The following is a 19,950-nucleotide window of genomic DNA, read 5'->3' as shown; positions in this document are numbered from 1 at the left end:
CGCGGGCCGTGGGCCTCAGCGGACCTGCCCGGTCGTCCGCCGTCGGCATGTCAGCCCCACCCGGTAGGAAGGTGCTGGCGGAAGGAACGTTCCTTCCGCGGGCGGGTCGGTCCGGCAGGGGGTGGGCGGATGATGGAGCTGTACCAGCAGTTCGTGGCCACGCGGATGGAGGAGGCGGCGGCGGTGATGGCGCAGCGCGGCTACGAGAACACTTCGGCCGCGGAGCTGGCGCGGGTGATGCGCATGTCGGTGGGCTCGCTGTACCGGCGCTACGGCAGCAAGCGCGGCCATGCGCTGGCCATTCGCGACTTCTCCGAGGACGAGCTGTACCGGTACGCGCGCTACGAGTTCCAGATGGCCAGCACGGACGAGGGCGCGGGCTTTCGCGAGGGCTTCTTCGCCCTCTGGAGGCTGCTGGCCACCTATGTGTTGCGGATGCCCGGCGTCTTCAGCTTCGTCTTCCTGCACGCCCACCCAGAGGACGGGCCTGACGACGAGCGAGGCTGGCGGGTGCGAGACCTGGTCCGCGAGGTCATCCGCCAGGCAGAGCGCGACGGAGTGCTGGAGCCGGGGTCCGCGATGGCGAGGACGTGCCTGGTGTGGGGCGCGCTGGCGGAGCTGGGGCGGGTGGCGGCGAGGTGGGAAGGTGCAGTCACGGAGGAGGACGTGCTCGCGTCAGCAGAGGCGCTCTGGCGGGCGCTGGGCCCCAGGGAGAAGTCGGCGCCCAGTGGGCCCGGAGGCATGCCGCCTTCAGACGGCGAGAAGGCCCGGGACGAGGCGCCCGGCAGTGGCGCGGCGGAGGCAATGGCCGATGGCGCGGCGGCGCGTCCGGCTCCAGACGGCCAGCAGGCCTCGGGTGAGGCGCCCGAAGCTGAAGCGGCGGCGGCAATGGATGAGGGCGCGGCGGCGCATCCGCCAGGCGCTATGCCCGTGGAAACGAAGCGTCCCCACGCCATGGAGGAGGGCAGTACTCCGGCAACTGCCGCGCCCGAAGACCGAGGGCTGCACGCGTTGAGTGCTTCACCCGCGGGGGCAGGAGCGGCGCGGTCCGAAGCCATGATGGCTGGAGAGGCCATGGCAGCAGCTCACGATGCCCCAGGAGGTGCGCGCACGATGCACGCCAGCCCCTGTCGCGTTCTTCGATGCGGCCCTGCCGGGATGAGGACACCGCACCCGGGAGGCCCCTGCCGGGCGACGTGGCAAGCAACGCGCTGGAGGCCATGGCGCTCGCCACGTTCCTGCATGCCCTGGCTCCGGGAGCGCTCGGAGCCTCCCGGCTGCCGCAGGGCGCTTCCGCGTCATGAATGAGTCCTCCGCGCCCGGATGCGCGCCGGGCCCGTCCGCTGTTATGAAGCGGGCGTGTCCGACGTCTCCGAGCCCTCATCTCTCGACACCGCGCTGGTCCGCGCCAGCGAGGAGCTGGGCTTCCCCAGCTACTACCAGTCCATCGTGCGCCCGCTGCTGCGCAACCCGGAGGGGCGCTGGCCGCGCTGCTGTGGCGGGGGCTGCGAGCCCTGTGCCCAGACGCTCCACAAGGTCGCCCTGCGCGCCCTGGAGCTGATGGGCACCCCGCGCCAGGCCCCGCTGCCGGACTGAGCCAGGAGCCCCATGCCCGCCCCGCACGCGCTGCTGCTCGTGGATGACGATGCCGCCTTCCGGAAGGTGTACGGCGGCCTGCTGCGCGAGGCGGGCTACGAGGTGGTGGAGGCCGCGGACCGTCCGTCCGCCCGTGCCGCCTTCGAGGCCCGTGCCTTCCCGCTGGTGCTGCTGGACCTGATGCTGCCCCCCGACGGCAGTGTATCCGCCGGCCTGGAGGGGCTGGGGGCGCTCTTGAGCGCGCGGCCCGGCACCAAGGTCATCGTCATCTCCGGAGCGCTCGACACGCGCCACTCGCTGGAGGCGGTGCGGCTGGGCGCGTACGACTTCCTCACCAAGCCGGTGGACCCGGACGTGCTGCTGGTGGTGGTGCAGCGGGCCCTGGCGCGCGTGACGCTGGAGCGGCAGGTGGAGTCGCTGCGCACGTCGCTGGCGCGCGCGGGTGGCGACACGGCGATGGTGGGGCAGAGCCCGCCGTTCTTCGCGGCCGTCACCCTGGCCGAGCGCGTGGCTCCCAGCGACTTGCCAGTGCTCGTCACCGGGGAGAACGGCACGGGCAAGGAGCTGCTCGCGCGCAGCGTCCACCTCAAGAGCCGCCGCCATGCGGGGCCCTTCGTCCCCATCAACTGCGGCGCCCTGCCGGAGTCGCTGCTGGAGAGCGCCCTGTTCGGCCACGTGAAGGGCAGCTTCACGGGCGCGACGAAGGACCACCGGGGCCTCTTCGCGGAGGCGGACGGGGGCACGCTGTTCCTGGACGAGCTGGGGGACATGACGCCGTCGCTCCAGGTGAAGGTGCTGCGCGCGCTGGAGACGGGCGACATCCTCCCGGTGGGCGCGGACCTGCCCGTGCACGTGGACGTGCGGCTCATCTCCGCCACGCACCAGGACCTGGGCCGCATGCAGCAGGAGGGCACCTTCCGCGAGGACCTCTACTGGCGCGTGAAGGGCGTGGAGATACGGCTGCCGCCCCTGCGCGAGCGCACCTCGGACCTGCCGCTGCTGGCGAAGCACTTCCTCAACCAGTGCGCCCACCTGTGCCCGGATGGCCGCGCGCGGCTGCTGTCGGACGCGGCGGCGGAGGCGCTGGCGGCCCATGCATGGCCCGGCAACCTGCGCGAGCTGCGGCACGAGATGCAGCGAGCCACCGTGCTGGCCGGAGAGCGCCGCGAAATCCAGCCCGAGGACCTGTCCTTCACCGGCAGCGAGCGGCCCCGCGCGAGCGCCCCCGGCGCCACCACGCTGGCGCAGAAGGTGGAGGCGCTGGAGCGGCGCGAAATCGAGGAGGCGCTGAAGCGCTGCGGCGGCAACCGCACGCACACGGCGGAGGCGCTCGGGCTGTCGCGCCAGGGCCTGCTCAAGAAGCTGGAGCGCTTCGGGCTGACGTGAGTCAGAACAGCCGGGCGCCCAGGCCCAGGCGCGCGGCCCAGCCGAAGCGCGTCTCGCCCGCGCCCACGCGCTCGCGGAACGTCTCGAGGCCCGCCTGGCCCGCGGCCAGCACCGACAGGTTGGAGCCCAGGTACACCTCCACGCCGCCGCCGCCGAGCGCCTGGAAGCGCCGCGCCTTGTCACGCGTCAGGCCGAAGTCGATGGGCAGGTCCACCAGCCCCACCAGCGACACCGTGTCCGCCAGCCGGTAGCCCACGACGAGCCCCGGCGAGACGCGCAGCAGCACGCCGGAGAAGTTGTCGTCGTCCATGTACGTGGCCCCGGAGTTGAGCACCACGCCCGCGCCCAGCGTCGGCGCCAGCGCCAGCGGCCCGCTCTCGTACACCTTGACGCGCGCCGCCAGCTCCAGCGCCGCGGACAGCTGGAACCACTGCAGCCGGCCCCGCGCCTCCAGCTCGAACCCGGCGATGCCCTGGCGGAAGCCCACGCCCAGCTCCGGCGCCCCGACGTAGCCGTACAGCGCCGTGGCGCCGTCCGGCAGCGTCACCGGCGCCACCACCGCGCCCAGCCGGTCCTGATCCTCGGCCGCCGCCGTGACGGGCTGCTCCTCACGCACGGGCACCGGGGGCACGGACTCCTGGGCGGCGGACTCGAATGACACCAGCAGCAGCGTGAACACGAGCGAGCAGGACAGGGCAGGGCGCGTCATGGCGCGCACCCTACCTCGGGGAGTCGATGCCGGAAACCCAACGATTCCAGGGACTTGTGTGCAGGTTGCGCATCTGTCAGGCTTGGCTGGAAGAATTAGGAATCCATGGCTGCCGCACTCCCACAACCTTACACGCACAGCGAACCGGACGCCTCGGTGGAGGCGGCCCCGCGCCGCCGCGTGTCACGGGGCCGGGCGAGGGTGCTGCTGGTGGACTCCGACGCGGGCGCGCAGGCGGTGCTGGCGGCGGGGCTGGTGGAGGCGGGCTTCGAGGTGCTGATGGTGGGCAGCGTCGCCGCGGCGCTGGAGGCGCTGGCGACGGACGGCGCGCCGCCGCACATGGTCATCTCCGAGGTGGAGCTGCCGGACGGTGACGGCTTCAGCCTCTGCGGCCAGGTGCGCGCGGAGCCACGCACGGCGCACCTGCCGGTGCTGCTGCTGGCGCGACGGCAGGAGGACTTCCACAGAGACCTCGCGGGAGGGGTGGGCGCCGACGACTACCTGCCCCATCCGGTGACGGTGGCGGACGTGGTGGCGCTGGCGCGGCTCAAGGCGGGGCGGCGCACCAGCGATGCCGCCTTCGAGTCGCACACGGCGCGGCTGCCGCTGACGCACGTGGCGCGGGCGCTCCTGTCGGGCGTGCGCTCCGGCCGGGTGGTGCTCGCCGAGGGCGAGGGCTGGTTCTCCTTCCGCCACGGGCTGGTGGTGGACGCCGTCTTCCACGGCGAGCGGGGCAGCCTGCCCTTCCGCCGCATGCTGTGCTTCGGCACGGGCGCGTACGCAGTGGTGCTGGGCCCGGAGCTGCTCAAGGGCTCGTTCACCATGGACCGCGCGTACCTCTGCGAGACGGTGCTGCCGGGGCTGGAGCGCTTCGACGCGCTGCGCGCCCGGGGCCTGCCGCTGGCGTCGCGGCTGACGGTGGACTTCGCGCGGCTGGCCGAAGTGCTGGCCACGCTGCCCGAGGACGTGGGCGAGGTGGTGCGCCTGTTCGACGGCCGCCGCACGCTGCGCTCGGTGCTGCTGGAGTGCCTCTACCCGGAGGCGGTGACGTACGAGGCGTCGACGCGGCTGTTCGCGCTCGGCGTGCTGGTGCCCGCCTGCCTGGTGGAGGAGCTGGAGCGGGCCCGCTGCGGTGCGTCCGTCCCCGGCTTCTTCGAGCCGACCCTGGTTCCGGAGCCCGCGTCAGAGCCTGAAGCCGAGCCCGACTCGGAGTCGCCGGAGACCCTCACGCTGGTGGGGGGCTCGCAGCCCCCGGTCATCCTGACCTTCCCCAAGCAGTCCGCGCGCACCCCGGGTGCACCGGACGCCCAGGAGCCCTCCGGGTACCGCGAAGACGCCTGAGTGTGAAGGGTTTGACTCGGCGGCCCGGCGTAGGCGACAAGGCCCGCCAGAGGCCTCTCCCATGTCCGGTCACAATCGGTGGTCGAAGATCAAGCGCCAGAAGGCAGCCATGGGCGCGACCAAGGGCAAGCTGTACTCGAAGGTCATCAAGGAGATCACCGTCGCCTCGCGCCTGGGCGGTGGAGACCCCGCCGGCAACGCCCGCCTGCGCGTGGCGCTGGCGCTGGCCCGCGAGGCGAACATCCCCAAGGACACGATTGAGCGTGCCATCAAGAAGGGCACCGGGGAGCTGGAGGGCGAGGCCTACGAGGAGGTGACGTACGAGGGCTACGGCCCCGGTGGCGTCGCCATGCTGGTGGAGTGCCTCACCGACAACCGCAACCGCACCGCCGCGGACGTGCGCTCCACCTTCGGCGCGTACGGCGGCAACCTGGGCGCCGAGGGCGCGGTGGCCTGGATGTTCCAGAAGAAGGGCGCCATCACCGTGAAGCCCGGCCCCACCGAGGACCAGGTGATGGAGCAGGCCATCGAGGCGGGGGCCGAGGACGTCATCAACCTGGGTGACGAGGGCTTCGAGGTGCGCACCGCGCCGGCGGACCTGCACACGGTGGCCACCCGCCTGGAGACCGCGGGCCTGAAGCTGGGCGAGCAGAAGTGGACGCACCTGCCGCAGAACACCGTTCGGGTGGAGGGCGACACCGCGCCCCGGCTGCTCAAGCTGATGGACGCGCTCGACGAGAATGACGACGTGCAGAACGTGCATGCGAACTTCGAGATGGATGAGTCGGTGATGGAGTCCCTGTCGCGGTAGCGACGCAGCGAAATGGAGTCAGGCGTGCGCGTGCTCGGGGTGGACCCAGGCAGCCGGTTCATGGGCTATGGGGTGGTGGAGGAGAAGCGGGGCCGGCTGGTGCATGTGGGCCACGGCGTCATCAAGGTGCCCGAGTCGGCGCCGCTGGCCGCGCGCCTCAGGGACCTGCACGCCTCGCTGGTGGAGGCGCTGGTGCGCTACAAGCCGGACGCCGTCGCGGTGGAGGGCGTGTTCACCTTCCGCAACGCGCGCAGCGCCCTGGTGCTGGGGCATGCGAGGGGCGTGGCGCTGCTGGCCGCCGCACAGGCGGGGCTGGAGGTGTTCGAGTACCCGCCCGCGAAGGTGAAGAAGTCGGTGGGCGCCGGCGGCGCGGATGGGAAGGACGCGGTGGCGCGGATGGTGAGGACGTTCCTCGACTTGGACCCGTCCACCCTGGAGCGCGCGGACGCGAGTGATGCATTGGCGGTGGCGCTGTGCCACCTCAACCATGGCCGGGCCGCGGTACCCATGTCGGCCACGGCGGGCAAGAAGCGCAAGGGCGCGGCGGCGCTGCTGGCGGACCGGCTGGCGCCCGCGTACCGCAGACCGGAGGCGGGATGATTTCGCGGCTGCGCGGCACGGTGCTGGAGAAGGACCTCGAGGACGCCACCATCGACGTGGGCGGCGTGGGCTACCGGGTGAATTTCTCCACCCTGGCGCTGGGGAAGCTGCCGGCGGAGGGCCAGCCGGTGGACGTGCGCATCCGCACGGTGGTGCGCGAGGACGCCTTCGAGCTGTTCGGCTTCCTGTCCAAGGGCGAGGAGGAGGTCTTCCAGCTGCTGACGGCGGTGACGCGCGTGGGCCCGCGGCTGGCGCTCACCGTGCTGTCCGGCATGGAGGTGCCGGAGCTGGTGGCGGCGCTGTCGCGCGGCGAGGTGGCGCGGCTGTCCAAGATTCACGGCGTGGGCAAGAAGACCGCCGAGCGGCTGGTGCTGGAGCTCAAGGACAAGGTGAAGACGATTCACCTGGAGGCGGTGTCGCGAGGGACCGCGCCCGCGCCCATGGGCGGCACCCAGTCCGACCTCGTCTCCGCGCTGCTCAACCTGGGTTACAAGCAACCCCAGGCGGAGAAGGCCGCGGAGCTCGCCAGCAGCCGGCTGGGCGCGGAGGCCTCCTTCCAGGCCCTGTTCCGCGAGTCCCTCAAGGCCCTGCGCTCTGGTGGCAGCTAGCCGACGGCCGCGTGTGACGAACCGTGACGCGCGGCCGCGGACTTCTCTCTTCTTGAAACTCGAATGGGTCAGGGGCCCGACTGCGCCGGTGTCTGCCTGTCGGCACAGGTCGTCGAGCCTCGCGAGATGGCGGACATGCTAAGCGCTTTCCTACCTTGGTCTGAGTGGACGTGTACGTCACGAGTGACACTTTCCAGCTCCGGCGGTGGAGCCCAGTGCGCCGCCGAGGACAAGGGGCTGCTCACATGAAGTCATGGCGTGGCGTTCCGGTGCTGGTGTCCGTGCTGTCCGGGCTCGTGGTGGGGTGCGGGCCGGTACCGGAGGGAGGCGAGGCGGAGGGGGTGGAGGCGGCCCTGGAGGGCGAGGCGACAGGTGAGACGACGACAGCCGCGGGGCTGACGGTGGCGGTGGCGGGGCTGCTGGCCAATGTGTGGGAGGTCTGCGACGACTTCGCGCGGCGGGTGAAGGACATCCGTCCCGGGGCGCAGGGCTCGGCGCCGCAGTCCCTGGTGCATGGCAACGGGCTGCTGCTCTTCAGCGCGGACGATGGGGTGCATGGCCGGGAGCTGTGGGCCAGCACGGGCGAGGGCCTGCGCACGGTGCTGGTGAAGGACATCAACCCGGGCAAGCTGAACTCGGGGCCCCAGTCGCTGACGGCGATGGGCCCGTGGGTGTTCTTCTCGGCGACTGACAAGGACGCCGGGGCGGAGCTGTGGCGTACGGACGGCACGGCGAAGGGCACGTTCCGGGTGAAGGACGTCCGGCCCGGGCCGGTGGGCTCGGTGCCGGATCAGCTCACCGTGGTGGGCAGCCTGCTCTACTTCACCGCGGATGACGGCGCGCACGGCCGCGAGCTGTGGCGCACCGACGGCACGGAGCGGGGCACGGTGCTGGTGCGCGACTTCGCGCCGGGGGAGGACTCCTTCACGCTGGAGCGCCTGACGGCGTGGGAGGACACGCTGGCCCTGGTGACGTACAACGGCCTCGAAGAGGGGGTGCTCTGGGCGGTGGACCGGAAGGGGCGGGTGAGTCCGCTCTTCACGCTCGACCAGGGCGTGTTCGTGGAGGTGAAGCCGGCGGGCCGGCAGCTGTTCTTCGCGGTGGACGCACTGACGGACGAGGCGGACCTCTGGGTGACGCGGAACAGGCCGGGCACGGCGGAGTTCCTGAAGCACTTCCCGGGGCAGTACCCGACGGCGCTCACGGCGCTGGGAGACTCGGTGTACTTCGTGGCGGGTGGCGAGGGGCTGCTGGGACAGGTCGGAGATCCGCTGCACGGCGCCGAGCTGTGGACGAGCGACGGGACGGCGCGTGGCACCGAGCTGGTCCAGGACATCCGCCCGGGGCCGGAGGGCGCGTTCTCCATCTACGACTCCCCCTGGCTGGTGGCGGTGGACAAGCTCCTCTTCTTCTCGGCGGATGACGGGCAGCACGGCCGCGAGCCCTGGCGCAGCAACGGCAAGTCGCAGGGCACCTGGCTGCTGAAGGACGTGGAGCCGGGCCCCGGGGAGAGCGAGCCGAAGTTCCTCGCCGGAGAGAAGGGCTGGCTGTTCTTCTCCGCGCACACCACGGGCCACGGCCGAGAGGTCTGGTACAGCAACGGCAAGCCCTGGGACACGAAGTCGCTGATGGACATCGCGCCGGGCGCGGCCTCCTCGAACCCCAGCTCCTTCGTCCTGTCGGGCTGGGACGTCTTCTTCCTCGCCACCGAGGGCAGCGGCGGCGAGGAGCTGTATGCGGTGCCGTTCCGTCCGGCCCGGCGCTGCGGCGGCGACGACTGCTGAGTCCCCTGGCGCAACGGCGCGGGGCCTTACGCCGCGCGCCGCGCCGCCGGAGTGGGGCGCACGTCGCCGAAGTTGGGCGCGGGCAGGACGATGGTGGGCGCCAGCGCCGGGGCCATCAGGTGGGACGTGAGCTGCGAGGACGGATGGAAGTTGACGAACGCGCCCTCCACCGCGGACGTGCCGGCGAACAGCTTCTCCACCACCATGGACGTGTACTGGTCCAGCGAGTCCTCGCGCGTGTTGCCGTTGAGCACCACTTCCCAGCCCATGTGCTCGGCGAAGCGGCGCACGCCGGGGATGGCGGACTGCAGCGGCGTGTAGCTCTCCGTGGCCACGCCATTCTCGCTGATGACGAACACCTCGCGCGCCGTGGCCACCGCCAGCGACATGTTCCCCTGCGTGTGGCCCGGCGTGCTCAAGAGCGCCGCGCCCTGGCCCAGCCACACGTCGCCGTCCAGCAGCACCACGCGCTCGGCGGGCACCTCCGCGCCGCCCGGCACGAACCACACCGTCTGCATGGGGTGCAGGTCCTTCACCATCTCCCACTCCGCGCGCTGCACCAGCAGCCGCGCCCGGGGGAAGTACGCCTGCATGCCGTCACCGCCCAGCCAGCCGCGCAGGTCCTGGATGTGCAGGTGGTCGAAGGCGATGTAGTCCACGTCCGCGGGCGTCAGCCCCAGCGAGGACAGGTGTGTCTGCACCGCGCCGTGGCGCGTGGACATCACCTTGTCGGAGACGAAGGCGCCGTAGCGCTCGCGCAGCGCGCGGTAGAAGGGCGCCGCATGGCCCTTCTCGTAGTCCGACGGGTTGAACAGCAGCGTGCGGCGCTCGCCCTCACGGTCCACGAACTGCACCACCTGCATGCGGTTCGTCATCATCACGTAGGGGGCCGGTGACAGCGCCGCGCCGCTGAAGGCGAACTGCGCGGGGTACGGGAAGGTGATGAGGTCGCACGTGGCCACCGCGGACACGGGGCCTTCCTTGACGAAGGCCTCGCGCGCATCCAGTGCGGCGCGGCGCAGCTTCTGGAGCTTCACGCCGGGCACGGACTCGGCACGGGCACCAGCGAGGGAGGGAAGGGGGCGGAACGCAGGGGTCGTGTGCATGGGAGTCACCACCGGGTCAGGTCGAAAACCGTCTTGACGGACTTGAAGCGCGCGCGCGCCAGATTGGCCTCAATCGCCTCCTGGTAGCGAGCCAGCGGAAAGGTGTGCGTGACGAGAACGGAACAGTCGGGGCCTTCCTTCCGGGCGAGCAGCTCCAGCACCAGGTCGAAGGTGTGCCGGCGCTCGCCCCGGAAGCCCTCCAGGCCGTACACGTAGGAGCCGAGCAGGGTCAGCTCGTTGCGCCACACCGTCGTCCAGTCCACCCGCTCCAGCACGCCCGCGGCCCCCACCAGCACCACCTTCCCCAGCGCGCGCGTGTAGCGCAGCGAGTCCTGCACCGAGGCCGCGCTGCCGATGCAGTCGATGGTCACCTCGAAGCCGCCCGACAGCGCCGGAGGGCCTATCACCGGGCGGTACACCTTCGCCCCCGTGCGCCGCGCGACCTCCTCCGCCTCGGCCAGGTCGCCCTTCACGCGGAAGGCCTCGTCCGCGCCCATCCGCCTGCCCAGCTCCAGCTGGTAGTCCTCCGTCGCCAGCAGCGTCACGTGGCAGCGGTGCCCCAGCGCCCGAAGCGCCCACAGCGCGGCGAAGGCCACCGGCCCCCCGCCGATGACGAGCACCTTGTCGTCGTCCCGGGGCGCCGCCTTCAGCACCGCATGGAGGCTCACCGCCAGCGGCTCCACCAGCACGCCCGCCTTGTCCGACACGCCCCCCGGCACCGGGTGGAGCTGGGACGGGTGGGCCACCAGCTCCGTGCCCATTCCGCCCGGCAGCTCCCGCTGGTAGCCGAGCATCTGTCCGGCCGCCAGGCAGCCCTCCGCCGTGTGCTCGCAGCCGTTCTCCTGGCCGGACGCGCACGGCTTGCACGGCGGCTGGATGCCGCGCAGGCGGCAGGGCAGCAGCGGGTCCACCGCGACGCGCTGGCCCACCTCGACGCCGCGTGCCTGGGGCCCCAATTCCGTCACCTCGGCGAGGATTTCGTGGCCCAGCACCGCGGGGAAGCTGTTGAAGGGCTCCAGCTGCGGGCTGGCCTTGAAGAAGAGCGTCGCCATGTCCGAGCCGCACAGCCCGGTAAGGAGGGGCTTGAGCCGCACCCAGTCCGGGCCGGGCAGGGCGGGGCGCGGAAGCTCACGCAGGGAGAGGCAGCTCCCAGTCCCATAGTGCAGCTTCGGGTACAGCCCTCCCAGCCCCCGGGCCACGACGTACTTGGGGATGGAGAGGTCGAAGACGAGTCCCTTCATGGGATTGGGCGCTCCCTGGCCGCTCGGCCGGCTGGCCGTCCGAGTCTAGCCCCGCCAGATGTGCGGCGACACGCGCGGCCTTCCTGTATAGGGTCGGAATGGTCATGGCGAGGAAGTCCGACACCCTCTCGGAAGAGGTCCAGCCCGAGGACGTCCGGCTCGAGGCCTCCCTGCGTCCACGCTCGTTCGACGAGTACGTGGGCCAGGGGCCCGTCGTCGAGAAGCTCAAGGTCTACGTGCAGGCGGCCCGCAGCCGTGGGGACGCGCTGGACCACTGCCTCTTCTCCGGCCCCCCGGGCCTCGGCAAGACGTCGCTGGCGCACATCATCGCGAACGAGCTGGGCGTGGGCATCCACGTCACGAGCGGCCCCGCCCTGGAGCGCAAGGGCGACCTGGCGGGCCTGCTCACCAACCTCGACGCCCGCGACGTGCTCTTCATCGACGAAATCCACCGCCTCAATGCCGCCGTGGAGGAGTACCTCTACCCGGCCATGGAGGACTTCCGGCTGGACATCACCATCGACACCGGGCCCGCCGCCCGGGCGATGAAGATTGATCTGCCGCCCTTCACGCTCATCGGCGCCACCACGCGCACCGGCCTGCTCACCTCGCCGCTGCGCGACCGGTTCCAGATTCAAGAGCGCCTGGAGTACTACGACGCCAAGGCGCTGGAGCTCATCCTCCACCGCTCGGCCCGCATCCTCGGCATCCCCACGGACAAGGACGCCGCGAAGGAAGTGGCCAGCCGCTCGCGCGGGACGCCCCGCATCACCAACCGGCTGCTGCGCCGCCTGCGCGACTTCGCGGAGGTGGAGGGCGATGGGAAGATAACGCTGGAGCTGGCGAAGTCGTCGCTGGACCGGCTGGGCGTGGACGCCAGCGGCCTGGACGCGATGGACCGGAAGATCCTCCTCACCATCCTCGAGAAGTTCGGCGGGGGCCCGGTGGGGGTGGAGACCATCGCCGCCAGCGTGGGCGAGCAGCGGGATACCATCGAGGACGTGTACGAGCCCTTCCTCATGCAGGAGGGCTTCCTCCAGCGCACGCCCCGGGGGCGCATGGCCACCCACCGGACCTACCAGTACTTCAAGAAGCAGCCACCGCCGACGCCCCAGGGCAGCCTCTTCTGAGCGTAAGCTCCTCAGCGCCATGAGCCAGGTCACCTCTACCGCCACCCCCCGTGACTTCTACGCGGACCTGATGCGCGCGTCGCAGACCTCTCGCGCCGGCTTCCTCGCCGAGCGCGAGCGCTGGCTGCGCGGCGTGCCCGTGGAGGGCCGCGAGGAGCTGCTCTTCGAGTTCGAGATGCTGCTGCGCGCGGTGGAGCGCTACCTCAACCTCAACACCGTGGTGGATGCCGGGGGCCGGCCGCTCGTCACCCGCGACTTCCACGAGGAGCTCGCGGACGTCCGCGACGCCATGGAGCGCGCCATCCGCGTCGCGCGCCACCTGCAGGACCCGGACAGCGACCAGAAGATGGTCTTCCGCAAGTACGTGGAGACGCAGCTGGCGGACGACCGCATCCGGCGCGCCCTCATCGAGGAGGAGCTGGACCAGGAGACGCCGCCCGAGAGCCTCTTCGTGCTGCGCGAGGCCTTCGACGCGCTGAAGAACCTGCTGGACCACCTGCTCAAGCTGCCCGTGGCCAACCTCGGCCTCTTCCAGGACGTGGGCAAGCTGGCCCTGCGGGAAATCGTCCTCAACCGCTACTTCCGCCCCTTCCGCCCGCTGGAGTTCCGCGTCGAGTACGACCGGCTCCGCTCCGTGCGCCTGCTGGACACGCTGTCCACGCTCCCGGAGGACCAGCGGACCCTCTTCTCCACCGCCTTCCTCGGCCTGTTCCGCCTGCTGCACTACCTGGCCTACGTGGACGCGGAGGGGCAGCCGCCGTACTCCCGCCGCGTGCGCGTGCTGCTGGCGCTGGTGCGCAGCGAGGCCGGCTCGCTCGCGTCGTGGATGCACTCGGAGCTGTCGCCCAGGGCGGCCTCCAAGTCGCTCCAGGCCGCCACGCTGCGCGCCGCGCGTGACATCGCCCGGGAGACGGAGCGCGTGGCGCGCGAGGTGCTCGTCAACCTGGACCGCGACGCGGAGGCCCCCGCGCGCGCCGCCACCGCCTTCACGTCGCTTCTGCGCACGCAGGTGGTGGTGCTGCTGGAGACGCTGGCCCCCAATGGCGGCCTGGCCGACGGCGTCTTCGACGAGCTGATGAGCCCGCAGGACGCGGCGCTCCGGCTGCGCAAGGATTTGTGGGTCTACGCCCAGCTGTGCCGCTCCGCCGAGACGCACCTGCGCGCGGAGGACGTGCCCGCCGCCGAGCGCGCGCTGGACGCCCTCAAGGCCTTCCTCGGCTACTTCCACGACGGCGGCTACCAGCTGCTGCGCTACGCGGACTACGACGCCTTCGACCGCTTCACCTCGCTGCTGGTGGAGCTGCCCTGGCCCCCGGAAGGGCCCGGCATCCGCGCCCGCCTCGCCGAGGACCTGCGCCGCTTCGTCCAGACGCTCGAGTCCACCTTCCACGCCGTCAGCCGCCGCACCCTGCTCCAGGGCCGCGGCTTCGACCGGCAGGACGCGGAGGCCCTCCGGGACCGCTTCCTGACCGCCCCCGGCCGCTGACGCCGGGTGTTGCTCCCCTGACTCACGGTGCGTGCGCGGGCCCCCCCGCCATGCCCGTGGTTTGCCTCGGCCCGAGCCATGCGCTATGGACGCGCCGTGTTGCATGGGTGACACGTCCGGATTTCCGGGCATGTCGGGGCGAGGGGGACGCGACGGTCGTCTGACGAATCCCGGACACCGATGTCACGGTTCCGGGGGGAACCAGCAACCTTCATACAGGGGTGGGGGACCGGCCCGGACCGGAGGCCCACACCCGAGGCGGCAGAATCCCGAGGTATTTCAAGGGGTTGACTTGGAAGTCAGCCCCTGGGCAGCAAGCAGGCATGTCACGAAGTCATGGCACGTCACTTGCTGAATCTGCGCGTCGCGTCAGATCACTGATGAACGATTCCTGGTCCATCCGGATGGACCCGGAGCGGAAGTCCCGCGGTACCGAGCAGCCACGAGGCGACACCTACATGCCCCCGTCCTCCTACAACCAGCGCACCGTTTCGAAGATTGCCACCCTGCAGGGAGTGGGCCTCCACTCGGGCGCGAAGGTGACGCTCACCCTGCGTCCCGCACCGGCGGGCCATGGCATCGTCTTCGTGCGCACGGACCTGCCGCGGCCGGTGAGCATCCCCGCCCTGGCGGACTACGTGGTGGACACGTCGCTGGCCACCACGCTGGGCCGCGACGGCGTGCGCGTGGGCACGGTGGAGCACCTGATGTCGGCGCTGGCCGGCCTGGGCATCGACAACGTGCGCGTGGAGCTGGACGGCCCGGAGGTGCCCATCATGGATGGCAGCGCGTCGCCCTTCGCGGCGCTCATCCAGGACGCGGGCGTGCGCGAGCTGGACGCGCCCAAGGAGCTGCTCGTCATCCGCAAGCCGGTGTCCGTCATCGACGGGGACAAGCAGGCCTCGCTCACGCCGTCCCGGCAGTTCCGCATCAGCTGCACCATCGACTTCGAGCATCCCGTCATCCAGGGCCAGTCGTTCGACTTGGACTTCAGCGACCGTGAGTTCTCGCGGCAGATTTCGCGCGCGCGCACGTTCGGCTTCCTGCGCGACGTGGAGAAGCTGAAGAAGCTGGGCCTGGCGCGCGGCGGCTCGCTGGAGAACGCCATCGTCGTGGACGAGGTCTCCATCCTCAACCCAGACGGCCTGCGCTTCCCGGACGAGTTCGTGCGGCACAAGATCCTCGACGCCATCGGCGACGTGTCGCTGTTCGGCCGCCCGGTCATCGGGCATCTGACGGCGTACAAGACCGGGCATGCGCTCAACCACAAGCTGGTGCGCAAGGTGCTCGCGGATCCGAGCTGCTACGAAATCGTCCCCGCGCGTCGCCGCGAGCTGGAGGGGCTGGACCTGGGCTTCACCGGCCTGGCGGGCGCGCTGGAGCTCGAGCCTCTCGTCGCCTGAAGCCATTTCCTTGCAGGTCAGGGCTGTCTCGACTAGGACGCGGGCATATGCTCAAGCCCACCCGCGTCATCCTCGCCGCGCTCCTGGCGGCCTCCCTCACCGCCGGCTGCAACAAGGAGAAGGCGCCGGCCACCACTCAGGGGCCCGCCGCCACCGCGCAGCAGGCCGCCGCTGGTGAGCCCGCCCCTGACACCGTCGTCGCCACCTTCGGTGACGGGCAGAAGATCACCTACAAGGAGCTCAACGAGCGCATCCAGGAGCCGCTGGCCAACCTGGAGAAGCAGAAGCACCAGCTCCGCAAGCGTGGCCTGGACGGCATGGTGACGGAGAAGCTGGTGGATGCCGAGGCCAAGAAGCGCGGCATCACCCAGGAGCAGTTCCTCAAGGCGGAGATCGACGACAAGGTGCAGGCTCCCCCGGAGGAGCGCATCAAGGAGGTCTTCGACGGCGCCAAGGGCCAGCTGCCGCCCGGCTCCACCTACGAGCAGATGAAGCCGCAGATCGTGGACTTCCTCACCCAGCAGCCGAAGCAGGAGCGCGCGCAGGCGCTGTTCGCGGAGCTGCGCAAGACGGCCAACGTGCAGGTCACCCTGCCCGAGCCCCCGCGCGCCCCGGCCGAGCGCAAGCAGGTGGCCGCCACCGGCGCCTCCAAGGGCAAGGAGGGCGCGCCCGTCACCATCGTCGAGTTCAGCGACTTCGAGTGCCCGTTCTGCAGCCGCGCCAACCCGGCCGTGGACCAGGTGATGAAGGAGTACGGCGACAAGGTGCGCGTGGTGTTCCGCCACTTCCCGCTCGACTTCCACAAGAAGGCGCCCAAGGCCTCCGAGGCCGCGCTGTGCGCCGGTGACCAGGGCAAGTTCTGGGAGATGCACGACGCGCTCTTCGCCAACCAGCAGAAGCTGGACGTGCCGGACCTGAAGAAGCACGCCGCCGACCTGAAGCTGGACTCGGCGAAGTTCGACAAGTGCCTGGACTCCGGTGAGAAGGCGGCCGTCGTGCAGGCCGACCTGGCGGACGGCAAGAAGGCCGGCGTGACGGGCACCCCGGCGTTCTTCATCAACGGCATCCTGCTGTCCGGGGCGCAGCCGTTCGAGGAGTTCAAGAGCATCATCGACGAGGAGCTCAAGACGGCGAAGTAGTCGCGCGTCGTCGAGCCTGGAGCAAAGGGGGCACGGGCCGTGGCGTCGAAACCGAAAGCCACGCCCCTCGTGGGTGAGAAGGCGCTCCTGGAGCTGGAGCTGCCGCTCACCTCGGGCCTGTCCCCCTCCCGTCCCCTCTCGGCCTGGTTCCACGGGCCGGAGGGGATGGTCCTCCTGCAGGAGCCGTCCGGCTTCGCTGGCTTCATGGCCGGCACCCTGGGCACCCTGTCCGTGGAGGAGGTCTTCGCCCACGTCCTGACGGGCATCCGCAGCGGCCTTTTGGCCGTGCAGGGCGGCTCCGTGCGCCGCACCGTGTCCTTCCGGGACGGGCAGGTCGTCTTCGCCACGTCCACCGAGCGCTGGGAGCGGCTGGGCGCGGTGCTGGTGCGCCTGGGCATGCTGACGCAGGTGCAGCTGACGCAGGCGCTGTCGCGGGTGACGCCGTCGCGGCGCATCGGCCAGGTGCTGACGTCCGAGGGCCTGGTGTCCGAGGCGCACCTCTACAGCGCCATGACGTTCGTGGTGCGGGAAATCGTCCTCAGCCTCTTCGAGCTGGTGGAGGGCAGCTTCCTCTTCGTCGAGGGCCCCGCGCCCATGGCGGACGTGGTGAAGCTGCCCGAGCGCACGAGAGACCTGGTGCTCACCGGAATCAAACGGACCGAGGAAGTCACGCGCCTGCGCCGCCGCTTCCCGGTGGACATGCGCGTGGAGCCGGGGCCGAAGGGGCTGCTGCCCGGGGACGCGCCCCTCTTCGCGAAGCGGGGCGCGGGCGGCACGCTGGGCGAGCTGCGCGCGGCCTACGAGGGCGGGCACTACGGCTTCTACACGTGGCTGGACGAGGCCGTGCGCGGCGGCAACGTGGCGGTGCGGCCCGCGGAGCCACCCCCGTCCCCCGGGCCCGCGGTGGAGGGCACGGCCTGGGAGCAGCTGTCCGCCGAGGAACGCTACAACCTGCTGCTGTCCCTGGTGCACCGCGCGCTGCAGGACGCGGGCAAGGACGTGGACCTGCTGCGCGGCTTCCTGGACGCGCCGCCCTCGGGCCTGGAGGACGCCTACGCCGGCGTGGCCCTGGGCCCGGACGGCCGGGTGGACGTGGCGCGGCTGCGCGCCAACCTGTCCCAGGGGGACGAGGCGGTGGGACGCGCCCTCACGTTGGAGGCGCTGGATGCCATCGTCTCCTATGCGCTCTTTTCAGCGCGCAACGTGCTCCCTCCCGAGGTGGCGGAGCGGTTGTCCAACACCTACCGGACACTCCAGGGGGGACTGGCCTAGGGATTTTCCCATGCCCACGTTCGCGTCCACGGCCTTTGCGGGCGGGGGACGAGCGACATGGGCGGAATGCGGAAGCTGGCGTGGGGACTCCTGGTGCTGAGCACGGCCTGCGGCGCTTCACGCCCGGCGGTGACGGCGGCCCGGAGCGAGGGCGAGGGCGTGGGCGGCGCCGGCACCGCGGGACAGCACTCCACCGCCCGGCGCTACGTGGACGAGGACCTGGGCTTCGAAATCGTCCGGCCCACGGCGGACTGGCAGCTGGACGAGACGAACGAGCGCACGCCGGAGGGGCTCTCCATTCCCGTCATCCTCCGCCACAACGTCTCCGGGGCGCAGGTGGTGCTGCAGGTGGCCCCCGCGGTGGCGTCTCCCACGCAGTTCGCCGAGCGGCTGACGGAGGGGCTGCGCCAGCAGCCGGGCTTCACCACCACGGACCCCGCGCCCATTCCCCTGTCGGAGAACGCGGTGGGCTTCGACTTCACGGTGGGGGACGCGGTGCTGGGCCGGGTGGCCGTGCGGGAAGGCCGGCCGGGCCGCGTGCTGATGCTGCTGGCCACGTGGCCCGCGCAGTCGCCGGACGGAGTCACCCAGAGCGTGGACGCCCTCATCGAAGGCGTCCGTCCTCTGCCCGGGCCCAACGCGCCCGCGGTGTCCCAGGCCGTCCCGCGCCGCTGAAAAGGCCGCGCGGGGTCCAGCCCAGGAGAGTCCCGCTCAGGCCCCCTTCGCGGCCTTGCGGGCGCTCTTGGCGCCCTTCGCGGCGGCCTTGGTGGCGGCCGCCCGGGGCGTCGGAGGCGTCGTGGCCTCGTAGTCGTCCGGGGTGGCGGCGCGCAGCCGCACCCACTCCACCAGCGTGCGCAGGCCCGCGCCGGTGCCGCCCTTGCTGAGGTAGCCGCGCTCCTTGGGGCTGTTGGAGGGGCCGGCGATGTCCAGGTGCACCCACGGCGTCTCGCCGACGAACTCCTTGAGGAAGAGCGCGGCGTTGATGGAGCCGCCCCAGCGCTCGCCGGAGTTCTTCATGTCGGCCACCTCGGAGCGCAGCGCGTCCTTCTGCAGCTCGCTCACCGGCAGGCGCCACATCTCCTCGCCCGCGGTGCGCGCGGACTGGAGGACCTCGTTCACCGTGGCGTCGTGCTCGCCGAAGGCGCCGACGATGTAGTTGCCCAGGGCGATGACGCAGGCGCCCGTGAGGGTGGCCAGGTCGATGACGGCGGACGGCCGGTGCTCGCAGGCCCAGGTGAGGATGTCGCCCAGCACCAGGCGGCCCTCCGCGTCCGTGTTGGTGATCTCCACCGTCTTGCCCAGCCGCGAGGTGAGGATGTCACCCGGCTTGTACGCGGTGCCGGACGGCATGTTCTCGCACGCGCCGATGAAGGCATGCACGGGGAAGGGCGGCTTGAGCGCGGCGATGACCTTCATGGCGCCCAGCACCGCGGCCGAGCCCGCCATGTCCGTCTTCATCTCCACCATGCCCTCGGTGGGCTTGAGGGACAGGCCGCCCGAGTCGAAGGTGATCGCCTTGCCCACCAGCGCCAGCGGCGGGCGCTTGGCGTCGCGCGCGTTCTTCGGCGTGTAGACGACGTGGATGAGGCGCGGCTCCTCGATGCTGCCGGCGGTGACGCCGAGGAACATGCCCATGTTGAGCTTCTCGATGTCGCGGCGGCCGCCGATGGTGACCTGCAGGCCGCCTTCCTTCGCCGCCTGCCGCGCGGCCTCCGCCAGCGCCGTGGGCGTCACCACGTTGGGCGGCTCGTTCACCAGGTCTCGCGCCCAGTTGGTGGCGTCCGCCACGCGCTTGGCCAGGGCCAGCGCGTCCTCCAGCTCGCGGGACTTCTCCACGCCGTCGGGCAGCACCAGGGCGACCTTGTCCAGCTTCGCGGGGTTCTTCTCCTCGCGGGCGGCGGACTTGTACTTGTCGAAGCGGTAGACGCCCAGGCCCAGGCCCTCCACCACCGCGCGCACGGCGTTGGCGGCCGCGTCCGTGGCCGGCAGCACGAAGGCCGCCGAGCCCACCTTCAGCCGCTGCGCCGTCTTCGCCGCGCGGCCGGCGGCCAGGCGCAGCACCTCGGGGTGGAAGCGGGCGCGGTTGCCCAGCCCCAGCAGCAGCACGCGCTCGGCGCCGGCCCGGCCATGCGTGTGCATGAGGAAGGCCTGGTCCGTCTTGGCCTTGAAGCCCTCCTGGGTGGCCGCGCCGCGCAGGCGTCCCTCCAGGGCGCTGTCGGCCGTGGCCAGGGACGTGGGGGCTGTGTCTGCCAGCTCGCCCTCGAAGAGGGGGATGACGAGGAGCTCGCCGCTCGCCCGCGTGGCGTCGCCGGAGACGAAACTGAAGTTCATGGGCCGT

Annotated in this window: 18 protein-coding genes; 14 read left to right on the top strand and 4 right to left on the bottom strand. The window is 71.5% G+C overall.

Going from position 1 to position 19,950, the window contains the following annotated elements; genetic code table 11:
• Positions 1 to 129 precede the first annotated feature (129 nt).
• Genes LXT23_RS41390 through LXT23_RS41380 form a run of 3 tightly spaced genes read left to right on the top strand, consistent with a single transcriptional unit; the run spans position 130 to position 2,982 of the window.
• Positions 130 to 1,308: a TetR/AcrR family transcriptional regulator gene (locus LXT23_RS41390; RefSeq protein WP_253985983.1), complete on the top strand. Its 1,179-nt coding sequence runs from the start codon at positions 130 to 132 to the stop codon at positions 1,306 to 1,308.
• Positions 1,309 to 1,323: 15 nt separating this feature from the next.
• Positions 1,324 to 1,596 carry a hypothetical protein gene (locus LXT23_RS41385; protein WP_253985982.1) on the top strand — a complete coding sequence of 91 codons (273 nt, stop codon included), beginning with the start codon at positions 1,324 to 1,326 and terminating at the stop codon, positions 1,594 to 1,596.
• Between the two features lie 12 nt (positions 1,597 to 1,608).
• The gene (locus LXT23_RS41380; RefSeq protein WP_253985981.1) at positions 1,609 to 2,982 is read left to right on the top strand and encodes a sigma-54-dependent transcriptional regulator; all 1,374 of its coding nucleotides are present in this window, start codon (positions 1,609 to 1,611) and stop codon (positions 2,980 to 2,982) included.
• A 1-nt stretch (position 2,983) separates the two neighbouring features.
• Here LXT23_RS41380 and LXT23_RS41375 read toward each other — a convergent pair whose 3' ends face one another.
• Positions 2,984 to 3,691, bottom strand: coding sequence for a hypothetical protein (locus LXT23_RS41375; RefSeq protein WP_253985980.1), 708 nt, complete (start codon positions 3,689 to 3,691; stop codon positions 2,984 to 2,986).
• Positions 3,692 to 3,796: 105 nt separating this feature from the next.
• Between LXT23_RS41375 and LXT23_RS41370 the strand changes: the two genes are divergently transcribed.
• The 5 genes from LXT23_RS41370 (at position 3,797) to LXT23_RS41350 (ending at position 8,835) form a co-directional block, all read left to right on the top strand.
• Positions 3,797 to 5,032 (top strand): response regulator, encoded by a 1,236-nt coding sequence (locus tag LXT23_RS41370; RefSeq protein WP_253985979.1) that lies wholly within the window; start codon positions 3,797 to 3,799, stop codon positions 5,030 to 5,032.
• Between the two features lie 61 nt (positions 5,033 to 5,093).
• Positions 5,094 to 5,843, top strand: a complete 750-nt coding sequence (locus LXT23_RS41365) for a YebC/PmpR family DNA-binding transcriptional regulator (RefSeq protein ID WP_253985978.1) — start codon at positions 5,094 to 5,096, stop codon at positions 5,841 to 5,843.
• A 24-nt stretch (positions 5,844 to 5,867) separates the two neighbouring features.
• Positions 5,868 to 6,443 carry a crossover junction endodeoxyribonuclease RuvC gene (gene ruvC, locus LXT23_RS41360; protein WP_253985977.1) on the top strand — a complete coding sequence of 192 codons (576 nt, stop codon included), beginning with the start codon at positions 5,868 to 5,870 and terminating at the stop codon, positions 6,441 to 6,443.
• A complete protein-coding gene (gene ruvA / locus LXT23_RS41355; RefSeq protein WP_253985976.1) occupies positions 6,440 to 7,051 on the top strand; it encodes a Holliday junction branch migration protein RuvA in 612 nt (203 codons plus the stop codon). The genes ruvC and ruvA overlap by 4 nt, the downstream gene beginning before the upstream one ends.
• 245 nt (positions 7,052 to 7,296) lie before the next feature.
• Positions 7,297 to 8,835: an ELWxxDGT repeat protein gene (locus tag LXT23_RS41350; RefSeq protein WP_253985975.1), complete on the top strand. Its 1,539-nt coding sequence runs from the start codon at positions 7,297 to 7,299 to the stop codon at positions 8,833 to 8,835.
• A 26-nt stretch (positions 8,836 to 8,861) separates the two neighbouring features.
• Here LXT23_RS41350 and LXT23_RS41345 read toward each other — a convergent pair whose 3' ends face one another.
• Both LXT23_RS41345 and LXT23_RS41340 read right to left on the bottom strand, forming a co-directional pair.
• Positions 8,862 to 9,941 carry an MBL fold metallo-hydrolase gene (locus LXT23_RS41345; protein WP_253985974.1) on the bottom strand — a complete coding sequence of 360 codons (1,080 nt, stop codon included), beginning with the start codon at positions 9,939 to 9,941 and terminating at the stop codon, positions 8,862 to 8,864.
• A gap of 5 nt (positions 9,942 to 9,946) precedes the next feature.
• The gene (locus LXT23_RS41340; RefSeq protein WP_253985973.1) at positions 9,947 to 11,182 is read right to left on the bottom strand and encodes a zinc-dependent alcohol dehydrogenase; all 1,236 of its coding nucleotides are present in this window, start codon (positions 11,180 to 11,182) and stop codon (positions 9,947 to 9,949) included.
• A 98-nt stretch (positions 11,183 to 11,280) separates the two neighbouring features.
• Here LXT23_RS41340 and ruvB point away from each other — a divergent pair, with 98 nt between their 5' ends.
• The 6 genes from ruvB to LXT23_RS41310 all read left to right on the top strand — a co-directional run bounded on the left by ruvB (position 11,281) and on the right by LXT23_RS41310 (position 18,287).
• Positions 11,281 to 12,312 (top strand): Holliday junction branch migration DNA helicase RuvB, encoded by a 1,032-nt coding sequence (gene ruvB / locus LXT23_RS41335; RefSeq protein ID WP_253985972.1) that lies wholly within the window; start codon positions 11,281 to 11,283, stop codon positions 12,310 to 12,312.
• A 19-nt stretch (positions 12,313 to 12,331) separates the two neighbouring features.
• Positions 12,332 to 13,798, top strand: coding sequence for a hypothetical protein (locus LXT23_RS41330; RefSeq protein ID WP_253985971.1), 1,467 nt, complete (start codon positions 12,332 to 12,334; stop codon positions 13,796 to 13,798).
• Between the two features lie 458 nt (positions 13,799 to 14,256).
• Positions 14,257 to 15,201 carry a UDP-3-O-acyl-N-acetylglucosamine deacetylase gene (gene lpxC / locus LXT23_RS41325; protein ID WP_253985994.1) on the top strand — a complete coding sequence of 315 codons (945 nt, stop codon included), beginning with the start codon at positions 14,257 to 14,259 and terminating at the stop codon, positions 15,199 to 15,201.
• Positions 15,202 to 15,248: 47 nt separating this feature from the next.
• Positions 15,249 to 16,340 carry a thioredoxin domain-containing protein gene (locus tag LXT23_RS41320; protein WP_253985970.1) on the top strand — a complete coding sequence of 364 codons (1,092 nt, stop codon included), beginning with the start codon at positions 15,249 to 15,251 and terminating at the stop codon, positions 16,338 to 16,340.
• 39 nt (positions 16,341 to 16,379) lie between these two features.
• Entirely contained in the window at positions 16,380 to 17,612 is a 1,233-nt protein-coding gene (locus tag LXT23_RS41315) for a DUF4388 domain-containing protein (RefSeq protein WP_253985969.1), read from the top strand.
• A gap of 57 nt (positions 17,613 to 17,669) precedes the next feature.
• Positions 17,670 to 18,287 (top strand): hypothetical protein, encoded by a 618-nt coding sequence (locus tag LXT23_RS41310; RefSeq protein ID WP_253985968.1) that lies wholly within the window; start codon positions 17,670 to 17,672, stop codon positions 18,285 to 18,287.
• A gap of 36 nt (positions 18,288 to 18,323) precedes the next feature.
• Here LXT23_RS41310 and LXT23_RS41305 read toward each other — a convergent pair whose 3' ends face one another.
• Positions 18,324 to 19,943 carry a leucyl aminopeptidase gene (locus tag LXT23_RS41305; RefSeq protein ID WP_253985967.1) on the bottom strand — a complete coding sequence of 540 codons (1,620 nt, stop codon included), beginning with the start codon at positions 19,941 to 19,943 and terminating at the stop codon, positions 18,324 to 18,326.
• Between the last annotated feature and the right edge of the window lie 7 nt (positions 19,944 to 19,950).

Source organism: Pyxidicoccus xibeiensis (genome assembly GCF_024198175.1).
GTDB lineage: Bacteria > Myxococcota > Myxococcia > Myxococcales > Myxococcaceae > Myxococcus > Myxococcus xibeiensis.
Note: the sequence above shows the minus strand (reverse complement) of the source record. Positions and strands in the feature narration are given on the sequence as shown.